This window comes from Mycolicibacterium sp. P4_G11, assembly GCF_056555145.1.
Genome location: NZ_JBFUJW010000005.1, coordinates 115,607 through 137,224 on the forward strand (window position 1 = coordinate 115,607; position 21,618 = coordinate 137,224).

A 21,618-nucleotide genomic window follows, 5' to 3' on the forward strand; every position below is an offset into this window, starting at 1 on the left:
GGGTTGGTGAACTGTGGTTCGCCACTCCCAGTCGAAGCGCGGGCTACGACGTCGAGTTCGAGAACTGGAGATGCCTTGCCGAAAGCGGCGGAAGGTTCCTAACTCGCTGCACCCGGTCCGACTCGGCGGTGGTGCTCCTGCAGAACCGACAAGCGGAGTAGAGCCCGTCAACTGTTGACGGAAACGGTTCGCCGCCATACTAGTTCGAGGTTTGGACGAACCAACTTGGGGCGGGCGAACGTCGCCACATTTGTGACGTAGCGGAGAGCACCTTGGTGAGCGAGACGGCTGACCTTTTGCCTTCGCTTTGGACGTCGGACAGCCACGGCTGCGCGCGACTCCGCAACGTTGTGCCGAATTTCCGTCAGGGCGCGAACGGCCACCGCCATAGACTGAGGGACATGGGGCGGCTTGTCGGTGGGTGGGGCCAGTGTCGATCCTGAAGATTCGCGGCACGAATCCGCTAACGGTGGTCGAGGGCGGCCGTGATCTGAAGCGCAAGGCTGAAGACCTCGACGAGTTGATCGGCAAGCAGGTATTTGCCGTCCAGGAACTCGAGCAAGATTGGAAGGGCAAGGCGGCCAACGCCGCCCGTGGAGCCGCCTACCGGAACATCGAGCGCCAGCACCGCTTCCACGAGATCACCGATGCCATGGCGACGGCCATGATCGCCGGCGGCCGGATCCTCTCGACACTGCGTGACGTTCTACTCAACTGGGTCAGCACGGTGTCCCAGATGTTCAATGTCTCCGACGACGGCATTGTCACCACTCGCCCGCCGCGGACCGGCGGGGCCTGGGACAACATTGCGGCCGCCTTCACGAAATGCACGCAAAACATGATCAAGGCGTTCATGGACCAGGATCAGAACCTGGCGAACAGTCTGAAAACCATTGCGGACGGCAACACTCCGGGCAACAACCCGAGGCCAGTCCCGGGCTTCACCCCTGGCATCGATCCAGACAGTTTCAATAACGGCCAGATCGGGTTCGAGCAGACGATGGCTGGCTTTGGTGACCCAAGAACCGGCGAGGGCGGTGTGGGCGTGCCAAATACCGATCTGTCGATCATGGGCATGACGCCAGATGGCCGCATGTTCACCATCCAAGGGGATACCGGCAAGGGCATGAACAAAGGCAAGGACAACATGCCCGGGACAGGCGGTCCCGGAGACCGTCCATCTAAGGATGAAGGCGGCGGCGGGAACAACAACATCATCTACTGGAAGATGGACGAGCACGGGAAATGGGTCGTCGATGAAGTGGTAAAGAACCCGTTCAAACCGGAACTCGACAAGAACGGCGACCCACTCGACATCTCGACGATCCCAACGTCGACATTCAACGTCGGCGACACCATGTACGCCTCAGTGATGAACGTGAAGAACTGGAACAACAACACCTGGCAGACACGTAGCGCCGACCTCTGGCAATCCACGGACGGCGGAAAAACCTGGAAAGTCGCTGCCACGTGGCCCAACAACGACAAGCTCAACAACCCATTTCAAGTCCAGAGCTTCGCCCTATCCCAAGACGGCCAGACCGTCTACATGTACGGCACTCAGGACGGCCGTACCAACGACGGACTGCACGCCGCCCAAGTCCCCGCAAATCAAATTACTGACCGATCCGCATACAAGTATTGGGACGGAAGCTCATTCACCGTCCATGACCCAAATGCGAGTCCGCCCATCATCAAAACGCCACCAGGGGTCAGCGGAATCGGAGAGCCCAACGTGCACTTCTACGAGAACAAGGTGCTGGTTACGTTCAATGACGCGTCCGGCGGCATCTATACAAGTTCCTCAGCCAACGGAAGCACAGGTTGGACTGCGCCTACTCAGGTAGTGCAGCAGGGTGGGGCGTACGGCGCGTTCCAATCACCTTTCTCGGGAGGCGACTCCATCGATTCCACGCTGTCACTGTGGAATCGATACGGAACGGCGCTCTACCAGATTGAAAACTCGGACACCAAAAATCTCGGGGCGTACTGACATGCGCACACCACAACTGGCCGTGGTTCTATTGACGCTGTCGCTCCAGTTGACGGCATGTTCACAGCCCAAGGACATTTCACACACTCCAGCGATACCACGCGACGTCGAATTTCCAGACCTCAGCACATTCACCGCAGCTGATTCCAGTAGGTATTCAATACCGAGCGACAACAACTCAGTATTCGGTTTCTTGACGCCCCTAGGTCTAGATTGCGGCCTTGCCGGCGGCCGCGAGTCACGACCTGACGGCATCAGTTGCGTCGGGCCAATTCCAGGCCGCGCGCACCAATGGTCGCTTCGTGCCGAACGTGGCAGCGGTGCAAAGATACACATTGAACTAAACAAGAGTGGACCTGGAATTTTCACGCCTCCGAAGCCACCGTCACGAACGTTGGCTCGCCGCGAAGCACTACAGATCAACCAGGGCGACATCGCTTGCGGGATCCTTGATGCCGGAACCCCGGCCTGTCACATCGGCGATCACGGGTTCGTTGTGAACCCCGACAATGTTGTCCTTTTCTAAGGGGTCCTGTAGCAATGCGTTCATTCACCAGCCATTGTTCTCAAAGAATGCTAATTGCCACAGCAATTATCGTCGCCGCTATCGGCTGCACGCCAAGTACACCCAAACAACCAAGCGGGACGGCACCTGGCACACCTCCGGGCTTCGGCTTTCCAGACCTCAGCAGCTACACGCCTGCAGATCCGCACAGTTACTATTCAGATGGGCCGGAGACGTCCACCGAGTACCGTTTCACGACACCGAGCGGGCAGCGGTGCCGCATGCGCGTCACCAAATCGTATGCTCCATCGATCGGCTGCGCGGGCCCGATTCCCGGTCGGGATGGCGAGTGGGACATGGGTTTCGATACTGGTTACGGCGTTGGAGGCCAGTCCACTTCGGCGGCCTATCCCGACGAGCCTGCCCAGCCGACAGCACCAACCTTGCCGTTGCATCACGTCCTGCGATTCAACGATGGCAAAGCACAATGCGGCATTATCGACAACGGTACCGCCGCCTGCCTCGCCAACCATGGTGGCTTCCTGGTGGGTACGGGCAAGCTGACCTTGTTCGAGAAATCCCCAAACGGATGATCCCTACGCTACTAGTGCGGAAAGGCCAAAACGGCCTCGCCGCAATAGTTCTCATTGCGGCAGTCGCGTGCACTCCCGCAGGATCCGAGCAACCGACGAGCAGCACTTCAGCCACGACGTCACCCTCTACCGTCGTCGGTTTTCCAGATCTGTCGAAATTCATCGAGGCCGACCAGCACACGTATTTCAGCAGCGGACAACGCTATTCGGGGATTGCTTTTCAGACACCGAGCGGAATGATCTGTTCTTCAAACGATTACCCCGAGCGAAAATTTGCAAGGATCACCTGCTGGGGCCCTCTGCCCGGCAAACCCGGCCAATGGGAGCTAGTCGCAGGGCAGTACAACGCCGCCACGATCAAGGACATCACCGCGCGGGCCCCAGTTGGAGCATCCGAAGCTGGAACATCTGAACCAACAACAGTTCTCCTACCCACTCGTCATGTTGTCAAGCGCACCGAGGACGCCCTCGTTTGCGGCGTCATCGACAATGGAACGCCCGCATGCCGAATCGGCGATCACGGATTCGCTCTCACAACCGATCAACCCCTGCTGTTCTGACAAATCGAGATTGACGAAATTGTCGCGAAACCTGCTGCAGAACAACCATTTCGTCGATCTCGACGCCGCAGATCAGGCCAGTACAGCCCGGTTGCCCTCGTCGGTTGAGGTCACGACGATCTTCGCTCCCAGCGGTTCGCCGTCGCACAGCAAGGCCATCAGGTCAGCATCGGTCGTCGTCGCCAAGAACCGACTCCCGTCGCCGTCGAGGCGCCCAATGATGATGCCGGTGTTGGGAGTCCAGTCGTATCGGACGGTGTAGGTCTCGATGGTCGCCGGGCCGTTCGCATGCTCGACGACTGCAATCGTCGGCCACGACGCAACCTCGGCACACAATTCGGCGCTGTCGTCCGCCACCCAGTCGGCCGGATCGGTCGAATAGATGCCGACCGAGAACTTGCTTGCGATGCCGCCGTTCGCACCGACCAGCGCGAATTTTCCTGGGGTTTCCCGCATTCGGGTGACGGCCTCAGCGATGCCGTGCAATGAGTAGTTGTTTCCCGGGCCGCCGAAGTACGGCAGTCCGCCGGTCAGCGTCAGACCACGCGGGTCGTCAGTGGATAGGTCGACGCCGTCGCAGATGTTGAACACCGGGAACGGGAAGCAGCTGTACAGGTCGAACGCCGAAACGTCGTCGAGCCCAATTCCGGCTACCCGCAACGCTTCTTCCACAGCCAGCACCGATGCCGGGCTGGCACCCACGTCGGGACGGCCGAGCAGTTTCTGCTCCTTCATGTCCGCATGACCACGCAAGTACACCCACTTGGATTCCGGCACACCAAGTTTGCGCGCCGACTCCACAGACATGAGCAGCGCCGCTGCGCCCATGTTGACCTGGTCGCGGGCCACCATCAGCCGCGGATACGGGTCACAGATCATTCGGTTCTTGTCGGTGACGGTGACCAGCTCGTCGACGGTGCGCTCAACCGGCGCCGACGAATACGGGTTCTTGGCAGCGACTTTCGACATCGGAGCGAACAGCTCCCCCATGGCCTGCCGGTAGTCCTGCACGGACAAACCGAGCCGCGCACGCCGGGCGTTGTCCAACAGGCCGTATTGCACCGGCGCACCGATCAGCCCGTGGCGAACGGTGTAGTCGTCGAAGATGCCGTCGTAACCGTAGCCACGGTCTTCGAGCTGACCGTCGATGGTCTCCGAGTGATCGGGCTTGTCGTCGCGGCCGTCGAAATACCTGAGGCTCGAAGTGTTCTCCGACCCCATGACCATCACGACGTCGGCGCGGCCGGCCACGATCTCACCTGCGAATTCGGTGATCAGATGCTGCGGGCTCTGCCCGCCGATGACTTCCAGCACCGCGCGGGCCGGGTCAGCGCCGATGCGCTGCGCAACCGAGCGCGGGTAGTTGTTGGACTTGCCGAGCGGCGCGGGTGTGCGCCCGGAGATCTCGAACTGGCGGGTGCCGGCGATGGTGTCGATCGCTGCGGCGACGGCCGCGCCGTCGGCCCCGGTGTCCTGCAGCGCCGCCTGCGCGGCTGCGGTGGCGAGGTCAACCGACGACATCCCGCGGTAGTCGGGGTCCTCCAGTCGCTCGGTGAACTGACCGACACCCACGATTACCGGCGTACGCGGATCGACACCCATTACAAACCTCCAGGCAACTGTTAATTCGATAGGCTAACCGATTGCGATGAAGACGCCACAATGCGGGTAGCTGCACATTCACGTCAGGAGGTACCCCCGGGGCGACGCACGGTTGAGCAATGGCCAGATCGAAGTCGATCACGATTGGCGCGCCGGGATGCGCTGTCGGTGACGACCACTACATTGCTTGCGTGACCAGCCAACACCACGGTTTCGTCATTTCGCCGACCGGCAGCTGGACCTTCTAACCCACGACAATTCCAACGTACAACTATCTAGACGTACATCTAATTCGACGTACAATTGCCAGATGAATTGGCCCATCAGACCCATGTCGCTCGTGGTCGGCGGTGTCGTACCGCCCGAGAACGTGGTGGGCCGCGTCCGCGAACAGCAGGAAATCCTGGCCAGCCTGCCCGACGGCGGCGCTGCGCTCGTCGGCGACCGCCGACACGGCAAGACATCACTGTCCCGCCTCGTCGCCCACACCGCGCGACTGCAGGGCCTGACCGTCGTCTCGGTCAGCGCCGAGCGGCAGACCTACGCCGAGTTCGTCACGGCCCTCGCCGCCGAACTCGGCCGCGTCGACAACGCCCTGCGCCAGGAGGTCGACCGCTGGAAGGTGGCAGTCGGCACCGGACCGTTCAAGTTCGAGCGAGTCCGCGCCGACGCCGCCCTCGACGACCTGTTGCAGCGCGCCGTCGCACGCACCAAGAACGGCCCGCTGGTGCTGTTCATCGACGAGGTCACCGTCCTGGCGCGGAATCTCGAACGCGAAAAGCCCGGCGGCGGCGACGCATTCCTACATCTGCTGCGCCGGTTCCGTCAGGACAACTCCGGCCGGCTGGCAACCGTCCTCTCCGGTTCCATTGGCTTCCACCATGTTTCGGAAGACGCGCTCAGCTCGGTCAACGACATCCGCAAGGTCACCGTCGGGCCCATCCGCCACGACCACGCCACCTACCTCGCCGAGTGCCTGCTGCTCGGCGCGAATGTCCCGACCACCGACCGGCACCAGGTCGCGGAATCCGTTGCAGCCGCGGCGGAGAACGTGCCGTACTACATCCAGCACCTGGTGGCGGGCGCTGCGCGGGAGGGCTCCGTCAAGCCGGACCGGATCGCGGAATTGCTCGCGGCCGCCATCACCGACCCGCACGACCCGTGGGACCTACGGCACTACCGTGACCGACTGCGCAACTACTACGGCGACGACGCCCCCGCCATCGCCGGCCTGCTCGACATCTACGCCCATGCCCCAACACCTTTGAGCGTCGACGCAACACTGCAGTTCTTGAAGACCGAGGGCTCACCCATCGGCGACCGCGACCAGCTGGTGTCCTTCATCGAACGCCTCGAGCAGGACCACTACCTCCGCCGCGTCGGCGACGACGACTGCTTCGCCTCCGGTCTGGTGCAATCGGCGTGGCGCGCCATGAGGCGGTAGGCCATGACCCACCCTGCCTTCTCCCCCGGCACCGTCGACCCCGCGGACCTCGACGCCCGCACCGTCGGCCGCGGCCCACTGCTCAAGCGTCTGACGGACCGCATCGTCAGCTCTGCGCAGGACGGCTCCCGCCCGCACACCTTGCTCATCGCACCGCGCGGCGCGGGCAAAACCCACACGCTTCAGGTAGCGATCCATCGGGCACTGAAACAGCGCAAGGCCGCCAAAGCCACACTGCTGCTGGCACTTCCAGAGGACGCACTGGCCATCGGCAGCTACCCGGATCTGCTCATCGAGCTGCTGCGTACTCAGGGCCAGGAGATCCACGAGCGGGCTCGCGATCTCCGCGGCGACGCACTGGAACTCGAACGGGAAATCCTCGACCTGGCTGCGGGTCGCATGGTGCTGGTCGCGATCGAGAACGCTGACCGGATCTTCGATGCCATCGGCGAAGCGGGCCAGGGCAGCTTCCGCGCCTGGGTCGAAACCTCCACCGCCGTCTTGGTTTTCGCCACCGCGCCGGCGCTGTTTCCGGCCGTCTCGTCCCGCACCCACCCGTGGTACGGATCATTCATCATCGAGGAACTACCTGACCTCGCCGAAGCCGATATCGCCGAACTCCTCGCGCAGCACGCCCGTGACCGCGAATTGGCTTCGTACGTCAAGACTTCCGAGGGGCGCGCCAAGATCGGCGAGGTGGCGCAGATCATCGGCCGGGCGCCGCGCGCCTGGCAGATCATCGCCGAGACCGTCGACCGAGCCGCACTAGAGAGTGTCACTCCCGCCGCCGACGCGGTACTCGAACAGCTGACGCCGCACTATCAACAGTTGTTGTGGCAGCTGCCGGCCGGAGAACAACGCCTCGTCGTCGAACTCGCCCGCGCCGACGGTCCGCGGACGGTGACCGATCTTGCTGCTGCCGTGGGTATTTCGAATCAGTCGGCATCAGCGGCCCTGGGCCGCCTCACGGCCGGCGGTTGGGTCCACGCCGCAAAAGCGGAGTACGGCGATCGCCGCGCCACCTGGTACGACCTCAGCGACCCGCTGCTCCGGAACTATCTGCACCACCGCGAGCGCCGCCAACGCTGACGCTGACGCCGCGAGCGTGCCGAGCGAGCGCGCGTAAGCCGGAACTGCGATCTGCGCCCTTCCGAGCGAACACGACCCGACGCCTTGACGAACCTGTCACTTAGTGACACAGTTGGGCTGTCACTAAGTGACAGGAGGGTAGGGCAATGAGCGACAAGCAGGACCAGGCGCGGCTTGCGGTGTCGCGCATTGCCTGTGCCCTGTTCTGGGAACGGGGCGTCGCCGGAACCAGCGGTGACGACATCGCAGCGACCGCCGGGCTCTCCACCCGCACCATCTGGCGCTATTTCCGCAGCAAGGAGAGTTGCGTCGAACCCCTGCTCGCCAAGTCAGCCGACCGGTTCCTGGCGAGCGCCCGGCGCTGGCCGCACGAACTGTCGTTGTCGGAACACCTTGCGGCAGATGCCATTGCGCATCCGCTGTCACCGCAGGACATCGAGGACGAGCTCAGCGCGATCCGGCTGGCGACCATGACAGCATCCGACCCCGCCCTGCGCACTGCCTACCTGATGGTCCACGACCGCATGGAGCGGGGACTCATCCCGGTCATCGCCGACCGATTGGGCTTACCCGACGACGATCTCACCGTCCGCCTGTGCGCGGCGGCAGTCACGGGCGCCTTCCGAGTCGTCGACGAAGACGTCAGTAGGGCAATCGTGGTCGACGGCAAGAGCGTCAGCCAGGACGAGGCGCTCACGCTCATGGACCGGGCGATCCGCGAAGCCACCAACGGCAGGCTGGGCGGCCCAGTCAAACACTGAAAATCCCATACTCCTCACGAGCCGGCGACGCCGGCCCGGCGAACAAGCTTGTCCAAGAAAGGAATTCCCATGGCGCTACCCGAACTCATCTCGGTCGAAGACCTTTTCGACGCACCCGAGCGCACGGCGGCGACGATCTCGCCCGACGGAACCAGGATCGCGTACCTGGCACCGTGGAAGAACCGTCTGAACGTCTGGGTGCAGGACGTCGACGACGACGCGACCGCACGGTGCGTCACGGCCGACGAAACGCGCAGTGTGTACATCTACCGGTGGACCGACGATCCACGATGGATGCTCTACATGCAGGACGCTGGCGGTGACGAGAACTGGCATGTGTACCGCATCGACCTGGAGAACCCGGACACGCCCGCGGTGGACCTGACCCCGTTTCCCGGGACGCGAGCGAGTTTCGAACTGCCCAAGAGGTTGCCGGGCAAGGCCATCGTCCAGATCAACAATCGCAATCCCGAACTGTTCGATGTCTACGAACTCGACATTGCCACAGGCGAACTCACGCTTCGCGCGGAGAATCCCGGCAACGTCGTCAACTGGCTCAGCGGGCCAAGCGGCGACCTGTTCACCAATACGCTGACCGCGGAAGGCGACGTCGAGATCTCGCACTGGGACCCGGCAACGAGCACCCTTCGTCCGGTCAAAGTCTATGACGGCAGCGACTACCCGGTAGGCATCTTCCCCGTCACCGTCACACCGGACGGCAAGGGCATCTGGCTCCCCTCTTATGAGAACAGCGACCGGTCTCGACTGGTCGTGGTCGACGTGGCCGACGGCACTGAGACCGAGATCGACAGCCACCCGACATTCGATCTGGGCAACCAGATGGTCCTCCCGTCGCCGTTCATCCTCAGCCAGCGGACCGGTGATCTGATCGGCGTCCGCTACTACGGCGAACGCCAGGTCATCCACCCGTTGGACCCGAATTTCGCTGCGGTGCTGGAGAATCTGGCCAAACTCTCGGACGGCGACCTCGCCAGCGTGTCTTCCGACGACAGTGGGGAGCGGTGGGTGGTCAGCTTCACCCATGACCGTGATCCGTGGGCCACCTATCTCTACGACCACTCGACTGGCGAAAGCCGGCTGCTGTTCCGGCCTTACGCGCGTCTGGACCCCGATGCGCTGGCCCCGATGACACCCGTGACCATCACGTCGCGCGACGGGCTGAACCTGCATGCGTATCTGACGCTGCCGGTCGGGATCAAGCCTCTTGACCTGCCGTTGGTCCTGCTGGTCCACGGCGGTCCGTGGGCGCGCGACTGCTGGGGCTTCCAACCCGATGTGCAGCTGCTGGCCAATCGCGGATATGCGGTGCTGCAGGTCAACTTTCGCGGATCGACGGGCTATGGCAAGGCCTTCACCAAAGCTGCGATCGGGGAATTCGCGGGCAAGATGCACGACGACCTGATCGATGCCGTGGCCTGGGCCGTCAAACAGGGCTACGCCGATCCGGACAAGGTGGCGATCTACGGCGGCTCGTACGGTGGCTACGCCGCGCTGGTGGGCGTGACGTTCACCCCGGACGTGTTTGCAGCGGCCATCGACTACGTCGGGATCTCAAGTCTCGCAAACTTCATGCGCACCCTGCCCAACGTGGCCCGGCCCTTTCTTGCAACCAACTGGCACACGTACGTGGGCGACCCCAATGACCCTGCGCAGGAGGCCGACATGCTGGCCCGCTCCCCCATCACCAAGGTGGATCAAATCCGCACACCACTGCTGGTTGTCCAGGGCGCCAACGACTCTCGCGTCGTGCAAGCCGAATCCGACAACCTCGTCGAGGCATTGCGCATCCGCGGAGTCGAGGTCGAATACATGGTCAAGGCCGACGAAGGACACGGATTCCTCAACCCCGACAACCAGATCGACATGAACCACGCCGTCGAGCGCTTCCTGTCCCAGCACCTGGGCGGCCGCGTCTGACGGCGCATTCGCCGCCACAAACAACAATGCCCCGCACCAAGGTGCGGGGCATTGTTGAAACTACTGAATTACAGCGACTGCAGGATCTCGCGCGCCAGCGCAGCGGTGGCCGACGGGGTCTTGCCGACCTTCACGCCGGCGGCCTCGAGGGCCTCCTGCTTGGCGGCGGCGGTGCCCGACGAGCCCGAGACGATGGCGCCGGCGTGGCCCATGGTCTTGCCCTCCGGCGCGGTGAAGCCCGCGACGTAGCCGACGACCGGCTTGGTGACGTTGGCCTTGATGTAGTCGGCGGCACGCTCTTCGGCGTCGCCACCGATCTCACCGATCATCACGATGACCTTGGTCTCCGGGTCCTTCTCGAACGCCTCGATGGCGTCGATGTGGGTGGTGCCGATGACCGGGTCGCCGCCGATGCCGATAGCGGTCGAGAAACCGAAATCGCGCAGCTCGTACATCATCTGGTAGGTCAGGGTGCCCGACTTGGAGACCAGACCGATCGGGCCCTTGCCGGTGATGTTGTTCGGCGTGATGCCGACCAGCGCCTCACCGGGGGTGATGATGCCCGGGCAGTTCGGGCCGATGATGCGGGTCTTCTGACCCTTCTCGACGTTGTAGGCCCACGCGTAGGCGCTGTCCTGCACCGGGATGCCCTCGGTGATCACGACGAGCAGCGGGATCTCGGCGTCGATGGCCTCGATGATGGCGTCCTTCGAGAAGGCCGGCGGCACAAAGGCGATCGACACGTCAGCGCCGGTCTCCTTCATGGCCTCGGCCACCGTGGCGAACACGGGCAGCTCGATGTCGTTGCCGTCCTTGTCCACGTGCGAGACCTTGGTGCCGGCCTTGCGCGCGTTCACGCCACCGACGACCTGGGTGCCGGCCTTCAGCATCAGCTTGGTGTGCTTGGTGCCCTCACCGCCGGTGATGCCCTGGACGATGACCTTGGAATCCTTGTTCAGGAAGATAGACATAAGTAGTTGGCTCCCTTACTTGTTCGCCAGCTCGGCGGCTTTGTCGGCACCGGAATCCATGGTCTCGGCCTGGATCACCAGCGGGTGGTTGGCCTCGGCCAGGATGCGACGGCCCTCTTCGACGTTGTTGCCGTCGAGACGAACGACCAGCGGCTTGTTGGCCTCGTCGCCCAAGGTCTTCAGCGCGCCGACGATGCCGTTGGCGACCGCGTCACACGCGGTGATGCCACCGAAGACGTTCACGAAGACGCTCTTGACCTGGCTGTCGTTCAGGATGACGTCCAGACCGGCGGCCATCACCTCGGCCGAGGCGCCACCACCGATGTCCAGGAAGTTGGCGGGCTTCACGCCGCCGTGGTTCTCACCGGCGTACGCGACGACGTCCAGCGTCGACATGACCAGACCGGCACCGTTACCGATGATGCCAACCGCGCCGTCGAGCTTGACGTAGTTGAGGTCGTGCTCCTTGGCCTTGAGCTCGAGCGGATCGGTGGCGTCCTTGTCCTCGAACTCTTCGTGGCCGGGCTGACGGAAGTTGGCGTTCTCGTCCAGGGTGACCTTGCCGTCGAGGGCGAGGATCTGGTCGTCCGGGGTGCGCACCAGCGGGTTGACCTCGACCAGGGTGGCGTCCTCACCAACGAAGACCTCCCACAGCTTCTGGATGGTCACGGCCGCGGCGTCCAGCACCTCGGCGGGCAGCTTGCCCTTCTCGGCGATCTCACGAGCCAGCGCCAGGTCGACACCCTTGACCGCGTCGACGGGCACCTTGGCCAGGGCGTCGGGGTTCTCCTCGGCGGTTACTTCGATCTCGACGCCGCCCTCGACCGAGCACATGGCCAGGTAGGTGCGGTTGGCGCGATCGAGCAGGAAGGAGATGTAGTACTCCTCCGCGATGTCGCTGGCCTCGGCAACGAGCAGCTTCTTGACGACGTGGCCCTTGATGTCCAGGCCGAGGATGTTCTGCGCGTGGGTGAGGGCGTCCTCCGGGGTGGCGGCGTACTTCACGCCACCGGCCTTGCCGCGGCCGCCGACCTTGACCTGTGCCTTGATCATGACGGGCTTGCCGATTTCTTCGGCGATCGCCTTCGCGTCATCGGCGGACTCGGTGACCCGGCCCGGTGTAGTAGGAACGTTGTGCTTGGCGAACAGCTCTTTCGCCTGGTACTCGAAGAGATCCATGAGCTCTGAGAAATCCCGTTCTGTCTGCGTTGACGGTTGAATTCACTTCAGCATTGGGCCGCACTGGCTCGCTCGGCACTTTAGCCACGTACTAATGAGTAGCCTGCACCGCCTACCACCCATGTGGTACATCTCACCCGACAGCCACGAGTGAGGCAAATCACAGTTCCCGGCCAATGGCATCGATAGGTTGCCAATCGGTTCTGATTTTCAGTACCGTCATGGGCGGTCTCGGTAACGGTACGGTCACGGAGCAAAGGAATTTTCGGTTGGCTGAGCACGATTCGTCTGGTACTCCCCTCGGAGAGGCGACGAACGCCGGCATCACCGAGAATGCTGACCGCACCACCATCAAGCTATCCCGCGCTATGAGCCCCGCCGAAGTGACCGACATCATCCCGTTCAACGAGTTCGGCGATCTGCACGATCTGGACCTCTCCGAGAGCGCTTTCGACCGCGATTCCCGCGTCAACGCCGCCCCCGAGCTCGACGATCTGGACGACACCGACGACCAGACCCCCCTGATCCTGACTGTCCCGGCCGAATTCCGGCAGCCCGAGGGCGCCCAGCGCCTCTCCGCGAGCGCCTACCGCGACAGCCACACCGATACCAGCAATGGTCTCGACGACACCGACGTCATCGATCTGCGCGCGAGCCGCGGCACCCACCGCAAGCCTGAGCCCGTCAACGGCGTGAAGGGCCGCCTGGTCGCCGCTGCCATGGCCGTCGGCGCCACCGCCGCCGCCGGGTACTCCATGATGACCAGCGCCGATCAGCCGACCAGCACCAAGCTGGCCGCCGATCAGGTCCTGGCGTCGGGTTCCGCCGGCTCGAGCGATGGCATCCAGATCGTCAACGTGGCACCCGCTGCCGCGTCCGGCGCCGTACACGCCCAGGAACTGGCCAATGGCGCCGCCTTCGCGCAGGAGCGCGCCGAGCGCGAAGCCCGGCTGGCCCGCCCGCTGTTCGTGATGCCGACCAAGGGCGTGTTCACCTCAGGCTTCGGTTACCGCTGGGGCGCCCTGCACGGCGGTATCGACATCGCCGGCCCGATCGGCACCCCGATCGTCGCCGTGTCCGACGGCGTTGTCGTCGCCGCGGGTCCGACCGCCGGTTACGGCGCCTGGGTCAAGGTCCGTCACTCGGACGGCACCGTGACCCTGTACGGCCACGTCAACACCTGGGTGGTGTCGGTTGGCCAGCGCGTTTTCGCCGGCGACCAGATCGCCACCATCGGCAACCGCGGCAACTCGACCGGCCCGCACTGCCATTTCGAGGTGCTCATGGGCGGCAGCCAGCGCATCGACCCCGTGCCGTGGCTGGCGCAGCGTGGCCTGAGCCCGGGTAGCTACGTCGGCTGATTCGTGACGGACGACAACTCCGCCGATGGGCCGTTGTCCGACCCCACCCAGACGTTCGGGCGCCAGTCTGACGACGAACCCAGAACCGGCCTGATCCGTCGGGTGCCGACGGGTCCGTTCCCCGCTGCTGACGCACCGGCCACCAGCATCATCCGCCGCACCCCAACCGGCGCCATCCCTGTCGCCGACGCTCCGCAGACCAGCATCATCGAGCCCGCGACGGGCCTGATCGCCGCTGAGGATGCTCCGGCGACCACGATCATCCCGGCTTCGGCCCCGATTCCAGCTGCCGAGGACACTCCGACACCGGCACCGAAACCGCCGCCCGGCCCGTTCGCCGCCTGCGCCACCGCCACGGCCTGCATCTTGAGTGGCTGGGCGACGGCGGTCATCGCCACCTCGCTGATCGCCGGGTGGTGGCGCACCGATCCGCTGTTCTGTGTCGCCATCGGATTCCTCGCCGCGGTCGGCTGCGGCGCCACCATCGGCGGGCAGATCGCTGTCCTGCTACGGCGCCGCACGGGCCGGGTGGTGGTGGTCGTCGGTGCCCTGGTGACGCTGGTGATCTTCGCCAGTTTGTTCGTCGCCGGGGCGAAACTGCCGCCGATCGTCTACGGCATCCCGGTGCTGCCCATCGCGAGCATGGTGCTCGCGATGCTGCCCGTCACCGGGCGCTGGTGCACCAAAATCTGACGCACCGAGGCGAATCCGGCTAAAAATCAGCGAGATCGCACCGTCTGATTTTCGCGCGCGGCGACGTTAAAGCTTCTGTACGGGCGCGTGATTGTGCATCAACTTGACCCGGCCGGAACTGCCGAAATCGATGAGCGACATGGCCGATTCGCCGACGCCGCTGACCTCTTCGACGCGACCCAGACCGTACTTGTCGTGCGTGACGCGGTCGCCCGGGGACAGCACCACCAGCGGCTTGTTGCGGTTCGGCGCCGGCCGCATCGGCGACGGACGTCCACCGCCCAGGCCGCTCGAGCCAGCGGACCCGTAGCGGCTCGGTGCCGACAACGATGGTGGCGGCTCGACCCGCCGCCAGTCGATCAGCTCTTGTGGAATCTCTTGCAGGAAGCGTGATTCCGGGTTCAGCATCGGCTGCCCCCACGAGGACCGCACCTTCGCGCGGCTGAGGTACAGCCGCTGCCGCGCCCGGGTGATGCCGACGTAGGCCAGCCGCCGTTCCTCGGACAGTTCGGTCGGATCGCCGAGGGCGCGCATGTGCGGGAACATGCCGTCTTCCCAGCCGGTCACGAAGACGACGGGGAATTCGAGGCCTTTGGCGGTGTGCAGCGTCATCATGGTGACGACGCCGTCGCCGTCTTCGGGGATTTCGTCGGCGTCGGCCACCAGGGAGACCCGCTCCAGGAACGCGGCCAGCGCTCCGGTGTCGGGCACGTCCTCGTCCAGTTCCTCTTCCTGCAAGGCCTGCGCATTGGCCAGGTCGGTGCTGAATTCGTGTGCGACGCTGACCAATTCGTTCAGGTTGTCCAGCCGCGCCTGATCCTGCGGGTCGCTGGAGGCCTCCAGTTCGCGGCGGTAGCCGGTGCGGTCCAGCACTGTCTCCACCAGGTCACCCAACTCGCCGTCGAGCCCGCCGCGCAAGCTGTCCATGAGCTCGACGAAACTGGCAATCGCTTTCTCCGAGCGGGAGTTCAGCATCGGCACCCGGCCCTCGGCGGCGGCCTGCAGGGCGTCGTTGAAGCTGGCGCCGGTGTTCTCGGCGTACACCGCCACGCAGGCTTCCGCGCGGTCGCCGATGCCCCGGCGCGGGGTGTTGAGGATGCGCCGCATGCTCACGGCGTCGCCCGGGTTGTCCAGCACGCGCAGGTACGCGACGATGTCGCGAATCTCCTTGCGCTCGTAAAAGCGCATGCCGCCAACGACTTTGTACGGAATGCCAGCCCGGATGAAGATGTCTTCAACCGCCCGCGACGAGTTGTTGGTGCGGTAGAACACCGCGACGTCGCCGTAGGTGAACTTGGTGTCGATACCGCTGCCCTTGGTGGTCAGCGTGTCGATCTCCTCGGCGATGAACCGGGCCTCGTCGTGCTCGTTGTCGGCGACGTAGCCGACGATCAGTTCGCCCTCACCGGCGTCGGTCCACAGCTTCTTGTCGCGGCGTCCGGCGTTGCGGCTGATGACGCCGTTGGCGGCCGACAGGATGTTCTGGGTGGACCGGTAGTTCTGTTCGAGCAGAATGGTTTTCGCGTTCGGGAAGTCGCGCTCGAAGTCCTCGATGTTGCGAATCGTCGCGCCGCGGAACGCATAGATGGACTGGTCGGCGTCACCCACGACGCACAGTTCGGCGGGCGGGACGTCATCGGAGCCTTCCGGTGCGTGGTGCCCGACCAGCTCGCGCACCAGTACGTACTGGGCGTGGTTGGTGTCCTGGTACTCGTCGACCAGGATGTGCCGGAAACGCCGCCGGTAGTACTGCGCGATCTGCGGAAAGCTTTGCAGCACAGCGACTGTCTCGCCGATCAAGTCGTCGAAGTCCATGGCGTTGGCTGCCCGCAGCCGGCGCTGATACTCGCCGTACACCTCGGCCACGATGCGCGGCAGGTCCTCGTCGGCCTCGGACGCCTCGGAGGCGGCCTGCAGTGGGTCGATCAGTTCGTTCTTCAGGTTCGAGATCGCGGTGGCCAGCATGCGCGGCGAGTACCGCTTGACGTCGAGGTTGAGGTCCTTGCCGACCATCATCAGCAGTCGGCGCGAGTCATCGGCGTCGTAGATGGAGAAGTTGGAGTTCAGCCCCGGCAGCAGCGAGGCCTGGTTGCGCAGGATGCGGACGCAGGTGGAGTGGAACGTCGACACCCACATCGACTTGGCGCGCGGGCCGATCAGCTGGACCACGCGCTCACGCATCTCGGCGGCGGCCTTGTTGGTGAAGGTGATGGCCAGCACCTGGCCGACGCCGACGTCGCGGTTGCCCAGCAGGTAGGCGATGCGCCGCGTCAGCACCGCGGTCTTGCCCGAGCCGGCTCCGGCCACGATCAACAGGGGCGAACCTTCATGCAGCACCGCTGCGCGCTGCTGTGGGTTGAGGCCGTCTAGAAGCTGATCGGTGTCGGGGGCTGCGCTCGTCATATCAGCTCAAACTTACCGCTGCAGACCGACAACTTTGCGCTGGCACCGGCCGGGATGGCACACTCGAAACGTGCTCAATGCGCAGCAGCGATTTTTCTACGGGTACCGGACGCCGGTACCCGGGGTTTAGCTGCTTCCCTTCAGCCCCGTGGTCCGCATCCGGATCCGGGGCTCGTTTGTTGTGTGAGGCCTGAATTCGGATGACACCAGAATCCACCAACAGCGAGGAAAACATGTCAACCGAAACCGAACTCCCCAACATCGACGAGCTCCGCCTCGAGATCGACGAGCTGGACGCCACCATCCTGGCGGCCGTCGCCCGTCGCACCGAGGTCTCCAAGCTCATCGGCAAGGCCCGGATGGCCTCCGGCGGCACCCGACTGGTGCACAGCCGCGAGATGAAGGTCATCGAGCGCTACAGCGAGCTGGGCCCCGAGGGTAAAGACCTCGCGATGCTGCTCCTGCGCCTGGGCCGCGGCCGCCTCGGCCACTAGCCCCATACCGGGCGGCGTTTCCTGCGTCACACTAGGGTTTGAGGCATGGCTGATCACACTCCCGCTGCCGACATCTCGACCACCACAGCCTGGAAGTCGCTCAGCGCGCACCATGCCGCGGTCGAGACGACGACGCTGCGCGAGTTGTTTGCCGACGACCCGGACCGTGGCCGGGAACTGACGCTCACCGTCGGTGATCTGTACATCGACTACAGCAAGCACCGGGTGACCCGCGAGACCCTTGCGCTGCTGCTCGACCTGGCCCGCGCGGCCGGGCTGGAACAGCGCCGCGACGCCATGTTCGCCGGCCAGCACATCAACACCTCCGAGGACCGCGCGGTGCTGCACACCGCGTTGCGGCTGCCGCGGGGTGCGTCGTTGGTGGTCGACGGTCAGGACGTGGTCGCCGACGTGCACTCAGTGCTCGACGAGATGGGCACGTTCACCGACCGGCTGCGCAGCGGCGAGTGGACCGGCGCCACCGGGCAGCGCATCACGACGGTCGTGAACATCGGTATCGGTGGCTCCGATCTGGGGCCCGTGATGGTCGACCAGGCCCTGCGCCACTACGCCGACGCCGGCATCTCGGCCCGGTTCGTGTCGAACGTCGACCCAGCGGACCTGGTTGCCAAGCTCGACGGACTCGACCCTGCCACAACGCTTTTCATCGTCGCCTCCAAGACGTTCTCGACCTTGGAGACCCTGACCAACGCGACTGCGGCCCGCCGCTGGCTGGTCGCCGCACTCGGTGATGACGCCGTCGCCAAGCATTTCGTGGCCGTCTCCACGAACGCAAAGCTGGTGTCGGAGTTCGGCATCGACACCGCCAACATGTTCGGCTTCTGGGATTGGGTCGGCGGCCGCTACTCGGTGGACAGCGCCATCGGGCTCTCGGTCATGGCCGTCATCGGCAAGGAGCGGTTCGGCGAGTTCCTGGCCGGCTTCCATCTGGTCGACGAGCACTTCCGCACCGCACCGCTGGAAGCGAATGCGCCTGTGCTGCTTGGCCTCATCGGCCTGTGGTACTCGGATTTCTTCGGCGCGCAAGCGCGCGCGGTGCTCCCCTACTCCAACGACCTGGCCCGCTTCGCGGCCTACCTGCAGCAGCTGACCATGGAGTCCAACGGCAAGTCGGTGCGCGCCGACGGCACGCCGGTGAGCACCGACACCGGCGAAATCTTCTGGGGCGAACCGGGCACCAACGGCCAGCACGCCTTCTACCAACTGCTGCACCAGGGCACCCGGCTGGTGCCCGCCGACTTCATCGGGTTCAGTGAGCCGACCGACGACCTGCCCACCGCCGACGGCACCGGCAGCATGCACGACCTGCTGATGAGCAACTTCTTCGCCCAGACACAGGTGCTGGCGTTCGGCAAGACTGCCGAGGAGATCGCGGCCGAGGGCACCCCGGGCGACGTCGTGCCGCACAAGGTGATGCCCGGAAACCGGCCCACCACTTCGATTTTGGCGACCAAGCTGACGCCGTCAGTGGTCGGGCAACTGATCGCGCTGTACGAGCACCAGGTCTTCACCGAGGGCGTCATCTGGGGCATCGACTCGTTCGACCAGTGGGGCGTCGAGCTGGGCAAGACCCAGGCCAAGGCCCTGCTGCCCGTCATCACGTCCGACGCCGCACCCGCCACGCAGTCCGACAGCTCGACCGACGCCCTCGTGCGGCATTACCGAGCGGAACGCGGCCGCGTTTCGTAGTGATTTGTGCACGAAAATCCGCGGTCCGCGCGGAAAATCGTGCACAAATCGCTAGGCGAAGTACTTGGTGAAGCGCGGCGGGACGAGCTTCATCACCTCGACCAGCGGCCACCACGGCCAGCCCGGGACGACAGCGCGGCCCTTCTCCTTCTCGATGGCGTCGACCATGGCCTTCACGCCGGTCTCGTTGTCGACCATGAGCATGGTGGACTTGGACTTGGCGGTCATCTCGGACTCGATGTAGCCGGGCTCCAGCACCGTGACCTTGATGGGGCCGGACGGGTACTCGGCGCGCAGCGATTCGCCCAGCGAGGTGACGCCGGCCTTGCTGGCGGCATACGCGGCCTTGTACCCCGGGACGCCCACGTTGCCGAGCACCGACGACACCAGGACCAGGTGACCCCGGCCCGCCGCCTTGAAGATCTCCAGCGCCGTTTCGATCTGCACCAGTGCCGCAACCAGATTCGTCTCGATGGTCGCCTTGTTGGCCCACAGTTTCCCGCCGCCCAGCGGGTAGCCCTTGCCGATGCCGGCGTTGACGATGACACAGTCGATGCCGCCGAGTTCGTCGGACAGCTCCTGGAACACCTTGGGCACCTGGTCGTGGTCGTTGACGTCGAGCGACGCGATGGCGACCGTGACACCGGGGTACTGCGCCGTCAGTTCGGCCTTGAGTTCTTCGAGGTTGTCCAGCCGGCGGGCACACAGCGCGAGGTCGCGCCCCTTGGCGGCGAACTGCCGGGCCATACCGGCGCCCAGGCCCGAGCTCGCTCCGGTGATGAGGATTTTCTGCCGAGTCATGACTGCAGCGTAGCGAACTCGACACGTGTCAAGAAAGGTCGCAGGGTGCAGGATCGACGTATGAAGCTCGCCGCCCTGTTGGTCATCGGGTTGGGCATCGCGTGGGGTCCGGTGTCCTCTCCCCTCGCCCACGCCGACACCGATCCGCTGTTCCGCCTGGTCGACACCGCAGCCCAGCGGCTGCAGACCGCCGATCCGGTCGCCGCCGTCAAGTGGATCAACGGCGGCTCGATCGAGGATCCCGCGCGGGTCGATCAGGTGCTGTCCGCCGTCGGCGCCCAGGCCACAGCGTCGGGTGCCGACCCCGCGTTCGTGCGGCAGGTGTTCACCGACCAGGTTCACGCCACCGAGGGCATCGAGTACCTGCGGTTCAGCCAGTGGAAGTTCGATCCGGCCACCGCTCCCGTGGCGGCGCCCGATCTGTCCCAATCACGCACGGCGATAGACGGTTTCAACCACACGATGGTCACCGAGATGGCCGCGCAGCAGGGCGTTCTGCACGGCCCGGGCTGTGCCGTCGCACTGGACGCGGCCCGCACCCAGGTGACCGAGCAGCGGCACCTGGACCCGCTGTATCAGCAGGCACTGGCAGCCGCGACCAAGAACTACTGCAGCTGAATCACTTGAGCAGCTTGGACATTCGCCGGTCGGCCAGCACCTTGCCACCCGTCTGGCACGTCGCGCAGTACTGAAAAGACTTGTCCGCAAAGGACACCTCACGGACCGTGTCGCCGCACACCGGGCACGGCAGCCCGGTGCGGGCGTGCACCCGAAGCCCAGACCGCTTCTCCCCCTTGAGGGTTGCCGCGCCCTGCCCGACCGATCGACTCACCGCATCGGTGAGCACCGAGATCATCGCGTCGTGCAGCGTCCCCAACTGTTCGTCGGTCAGCTTGCCCGCGGTCGCGAACGGGGACAGCTTGGCCACGTGCAGGATTTCGTCGCTGTAGGCGTTGCCGATCCCGGCAATCGTCCGCTGGTCAGTGATGACGTTCTTGATCCGGCCGGTGTTGCCGGCCAGGACCGCACCCAATTCCGTCGGCCCGAGTGACAGCGCGTCCGGTCCCAGCGTGGCGATCTGCGGGACCGCCAGCGGATCGTTCACCAGCCAGACGGCCAACCGCTTCTGGGTCCCCGCCTCGGTCAGGTCGAAACCCGGTGCCTCACCCGGCTTTCCGAGATGCACCCGTAAAGCGATCGGGCCCTTGCCTGGTTTGAGCGGCGCGGGAGCCAGCTTCTCCGACCAGCGCAACCACCCCGCCCGGGACAGGTGCGTGATCAGGTGCAGGTCGCCGACCTGCAGGCCCAGGTACTTGCCCCAGCGGTTGGCCCCGGTGACCTCGTTGCCGTACAGCGCCGTCGGCGGCGGATCGAAGGTCTTGAGCACAGAGAAGGCGGAGACGTCGACGCGGCCGATCGGCAGACCGACCGCATGACGACGCAGGTGATCAGCGAGCGCCTCGACCTCGGGAAGTTCCGGCATGGGTTCAGGCTAGCGACTGGAGGTACCGCATGCTGTAC

General features: G+C 64.7%; 17 protein-coding genes. 11 read left to right on the plus strand and 6 right to left on the minus strand.

Going from position 1 to position 21,618, the window contains the following annotated elements:
• The first annotated feature begins 430 nt into the window (after positions 1 to 430).
• Both AC1U2B_RS11810 and AC1U2B_RS11815 read left to right on the plus strand, forming a co-directional pair.
• On the plus strand, positions 431 to 1,993 hold the full coding sequence (locus AC1U2B_RS11810) for a DUF4185 domain-containing protein (RefSeq protein ID WP_480216942.1): 1,563 nt from the start codon (positions 431 to 433) through the stop codon (positions 1,991 to 1,993).
• A gap of 540 nt (positions 1,994 to 2,533) precedes the next feature.
• Positions 2,534 to 3,091, plus strand: a complete 558-nt coding sequence (locus AC1U2B_RS11815; protein ID WP_480216943.1) for a hypothetical protein — start codon at positions 2,534 to 2,536, stop codon at positions 3,089 to 3,091.
• Positions 3,092 to 3,723: 632 nt separating this feature from the next.
• On the opposite strand, the gene AC1U2B_RS11820 is transcribed toward AC1U2B_RS11815, so the two are convergent.
• Positions 3,724 to 5,253 (minus strand): acetyl-CoA acetyltransferase, encoded by a 1,530-nt coding sequence (locus AC1U2B_RS11820; RefSeq protein WP_480216944.1) that lies wholly within the window; start codon positions 5,251 to 5,253, stop codon positions 3,724 to 3,726.
• A 331-nt stretch (positions 5,254 to 5,584) separates the two neighbouring features.
• On the opposite strand from AC1U2B_RS11820, the gene AC1U2B_RS11825 reads away from it, so the two are divergent.
• The 4 genes from AC1U2B_RS11825 to AC1U2B_RS11840 all read left to right on the plus strand — a co-directional run bounded on the left by AC1U2B_RS11825 (position 5,585) and on the right by AC1U2B_RS11840 (position 10,485).
• Positions 5,585 to 6,697, plus strand: a complete 1,113-nt coding sequence (locus AC1U2B_RS11825; RefSeq protein WP_480217292.1) for an ATP-binding protein — start codon at positions 5,585 to 5,587, stop codon at positions 6,695 to 6,697.
• Between the two features lie 3 nt (positions 6,698 to 6,700).
• Positions 6,701 to 7,786 (plus strand): MarR family transcriptional regulator, encoded by a 1,086-nt coding sequence (locus AC1U2B_RS11830; RefSeq protein ID WP_480216945.1) that lies wholly within the window; start codon positions 6,701 to 6,703, stop codon positions 7,784 to 7,786.
• 146 nt (positions 7,787 to 7,932) lie between these two features.
• Positions 7,933 to 8,547, plus strand: a complete 615-nt coding sequence (locus AC1U2B_RS11835) for a TetR/AcrR family transcriptional regulator (RefSeq protein ID WP_081936506.1) — start codon at positions 7,933 to 7,935, stop codon at positions 8,545 to 8,547.
• A gap of 69 nt (positions 8,548 to 8,616) precedes the next feature.
• Positions 8,617 to 10,485: a S9 family peptidase gene (locus AC1U2B_RS11840; RefSeq protein ID WP_480216946.1), complete on the plus strand. Its 1,869-nt coding sequence runs from the start codon at positions 8,617 to 8,619 to the stop codon at positions 10,483 to 10,485.
• 68 nt (positions 10,486 to 10,553) lie between these two features.
• Here AC1U2B_RS11840 and sucD read toward each other — a convergent pair whose 3' ends face one another.
• Positions 10,554 to 11,456 carry a succinate--CoA ligase subunit alpha gene (gene sucD, locus AC1U2B_RS11845; RefSeq protein ID WP_020099021.1) on the minus strand — a complete coding sequence of 301 codons (903 nt, stop codon included), beginning with the start codon at positions 11,454 to 11,456 and terminating at the stop codon, positions 10,554 to 10,556.
• Between the two features lie 15 nt (positions 11,457 to 11,471).
• A complete protein-coding gene (gene sucC / locus AC1U2B_RS11850) occupies positions 11,472 to 12,635 on the minus strand; it encodes an ADP-forming succinate--CoA ligase subunit beta (RefSeq protein WP_260932819.1) in 1,164 nt (387 codons plus the stop codon).
• Positions 12,636 to 12,904: 269 nt separating this feature from the next.
• Between sucC and AC1U2B_RS11855 the strand changes: the two genes are divergently transcribed.
• Entirely contained in the window at positions 12,905 to 13,996 is a 1,092-nt protein-coding gene (locus AC1U2B_RS11855; protein WP_480216947.1) for a M23 family metallopeptidase, read from the plus strand.
• 3 nt (positions 13,997 to 13,999) lie between these two features.
• Positions 14,000 to 14,689: a hypothetical protein gene (locus AC1U2B_RS11860; protein WP_480216948.1), complete on the plus strand. Its 690-nt coding sequence runs from the start codon at positions 14,000 to 14,002 to the stop codon at positions 14,687 to 14,689.
• A 66-nt stretch (positions 14,690 to 14,755) separates the two neighbouring features.
• Here the strand turns inward: AC1U2B_RS11860 and pcrA are convergent, their stop codons facing one another.
• Complete coding sequence (pcrA, locus tag AC1U2B_RS11865; protein ID WP_480216949.1) at positions 14,756 to 17,092, minus strand: DNA helicase PcrA; 2,337 nt, start codon at positions 17,090 to 17,092, stop codon at positions 14,756 to 14,758.
• 200 nt (positions 17,093 to 17,292) lie between these two features.
• Between pcrA and AC1U2B_RS11870 the strand changes: the two genes are divergently transcribed.
• Positions 17,293 to 17,586 carry a chorismate mutase gene (locus AC1U2B_RS11870; protein ID WP_133763263.1) on the plus strand — a complete coding sequence of 98 codons (294 nt, stop codon included), beginning with the start codon at positions 17,293 to 17,295 and terminating at the stop codon, positions 17,584 to 17,586.
• A gap of 45 nt (positions 17,587 to 17,631) precedes the next feature.
• On the plus strand, positions 17,632 to 19,296 hold the full coding sequence (gene pgi, locus AC1U2B_RS11875) for a glucose-6-phosphate isomerase (RefSeq protein WP_480216950.1): 1,665 nt from the start codon (positions 17,632 to 17,634) through the stop codon (positions 19,294 to 19,296).
• 51 nt (positions 19,297 to 19,347) lie between these two features.
• Here pgi and AC1U2B_RS11880 read toward each other — a convergent pair whose 3' ends face one another.
• Positions 19,348 to 20,097: an SDR family oxidoreductase gene (locus AC1U2B_RS11880; RefSeq protein WP_480216951.1), complete on the minus strand. Its 750-nt coding sequence runs from the start codon at positions 20,095 to 20,097 to the stop codon at positions 19,348 to 19,350.
• A gap of 60 nt (positions 20,098 to 20,157) precedes the next feature.
• Between AC1U2B_RS11880 and AC1U2B_RS11885 the strand changes: the two genes are divergently transcribed.
• On the plus strand, positions 20,158 to 20,715 hold the full coding sequence (locus tag AC1U2B_RS11885; protein WP_480216952.1) for a chorismate mutase: 558 nt from the start codon (positions 20,158 to 20,160) through the stop codon (positions 20,713 to 20,715).
• A 1-nt stretch (position 20,716) separates the two neighbouring features.
• Here the strand turns inward: AC1U2B_RS11885 and AC1U2B_RS11890 are convergent, their stop codons facing one another.
• Positions 20,717 to 21,580, minus strand: coding sequence for an Fpg/Nei family DNA glycosylase (locus AC1U2B_RS11890; protein ID WP_260971674.1), 864 nt, complete (start codon positions 21,578 to 21,580; stop codon positions 20,717 to 20,719).
• Between the last annotated feature and the right edge of the window lie 38 nt (positions 21,581 to 21,618).

Coding starts and splice junctions, on each gene's coding strand:
- sucC (WP_260932819.1), bottom strand. CDS start 12,635: ATGGATCTCTTCGAGTACCAGGCGAAAGAGCTGTTCGCCAAGCACAAC.
- AC1U2B_RS11840 (WP_480216946.1), top strand. CDS start 8,617: ATGGCGCTACCCGAACTCATCTCGGTCGAAGACCTTTTCGACGCACCC.
- AC1U2B_RS11870 (WP_133763263.1), top strand. CDS start 17,293: ATGACACCAGAATCCACCAACAGCGAGGAAAACATGTCAACCGAAACC.
- AC1U2B_RS11825 (WP_480217292.1), top strand. CDS start 5,585: ATGTCGCTCGTGGTCGGCGGTGTCGTACCGCCCGAGAACGTGGTGGGC.
- pcrA (WP_480216949.1), bottom strand. CDS start 17,092: ATGACGAGCGCAGCCCCCGACACCGATCAGCTTCTAGACGGCCTCAAC.
- AC1U2B_RS11885 (WP_480216952.1), top strand. CDS start 20,158: ATGAAGCTCGCCGCCCTGTTGGTCATCGGGTTGGGCATCGCGTGGGGT.
- sucD (WP_020099021.1), bottom strand. CDS start 11,456: ATGTCTATCTTCCTGAACAAGGATTCCAAGGTCATCGTCCAGGGCATC.
- AC1U2B_RS11890 (WP_260971674.1), bottom strand. CDS start 21,580: ATGCCGGAACTTCCCGAGGTCGAGGCGCTCGCTGATCACCTGCGTCGT.
- AC1U2B_RS11815 (WP_480216943.1), top strand. CDS start 2,534: ATGCGTTCATTCACCAGCCATTGTTCTCAAAGAATGCTAATTGCCACA.
- AC1U2B_RS11835 (WP_081936506.1), top strand. CDS start 7,933: ATGAGCGACAAGCAGGACCAGGCGCGGCTTGCGGTGTCGCGCATTGCC.
- AC1U2B_RS11830 (WP_480216945.1), top strand. CDS start 6,701: ATGACCCACCCTGCCTTCTCCCCCGGCACCGTCGACCCCGCGGACCTC.
- pgi (WP_480216950.1), top strand. CDS start 17,632: ATGGCTGATCACACTCCCGCTGCCGACATCTCGACCACCACAGCCTGG.
- AC1U2B_RS11820 (WP_480216944.1), bottom strand. CDS start 5,253: ATGGGTGTCGATCCGCGTACGCCGGTAATCGTGGGTGTCGGTCAGTTC.
- AC1U2B_RS11880 (WP_480216951.1), bottom strand. CDS start 20,097: ATGACTCGGCAGAAAATCCTCATCACCGGAGCGAGCTCGGGCCTGGGC.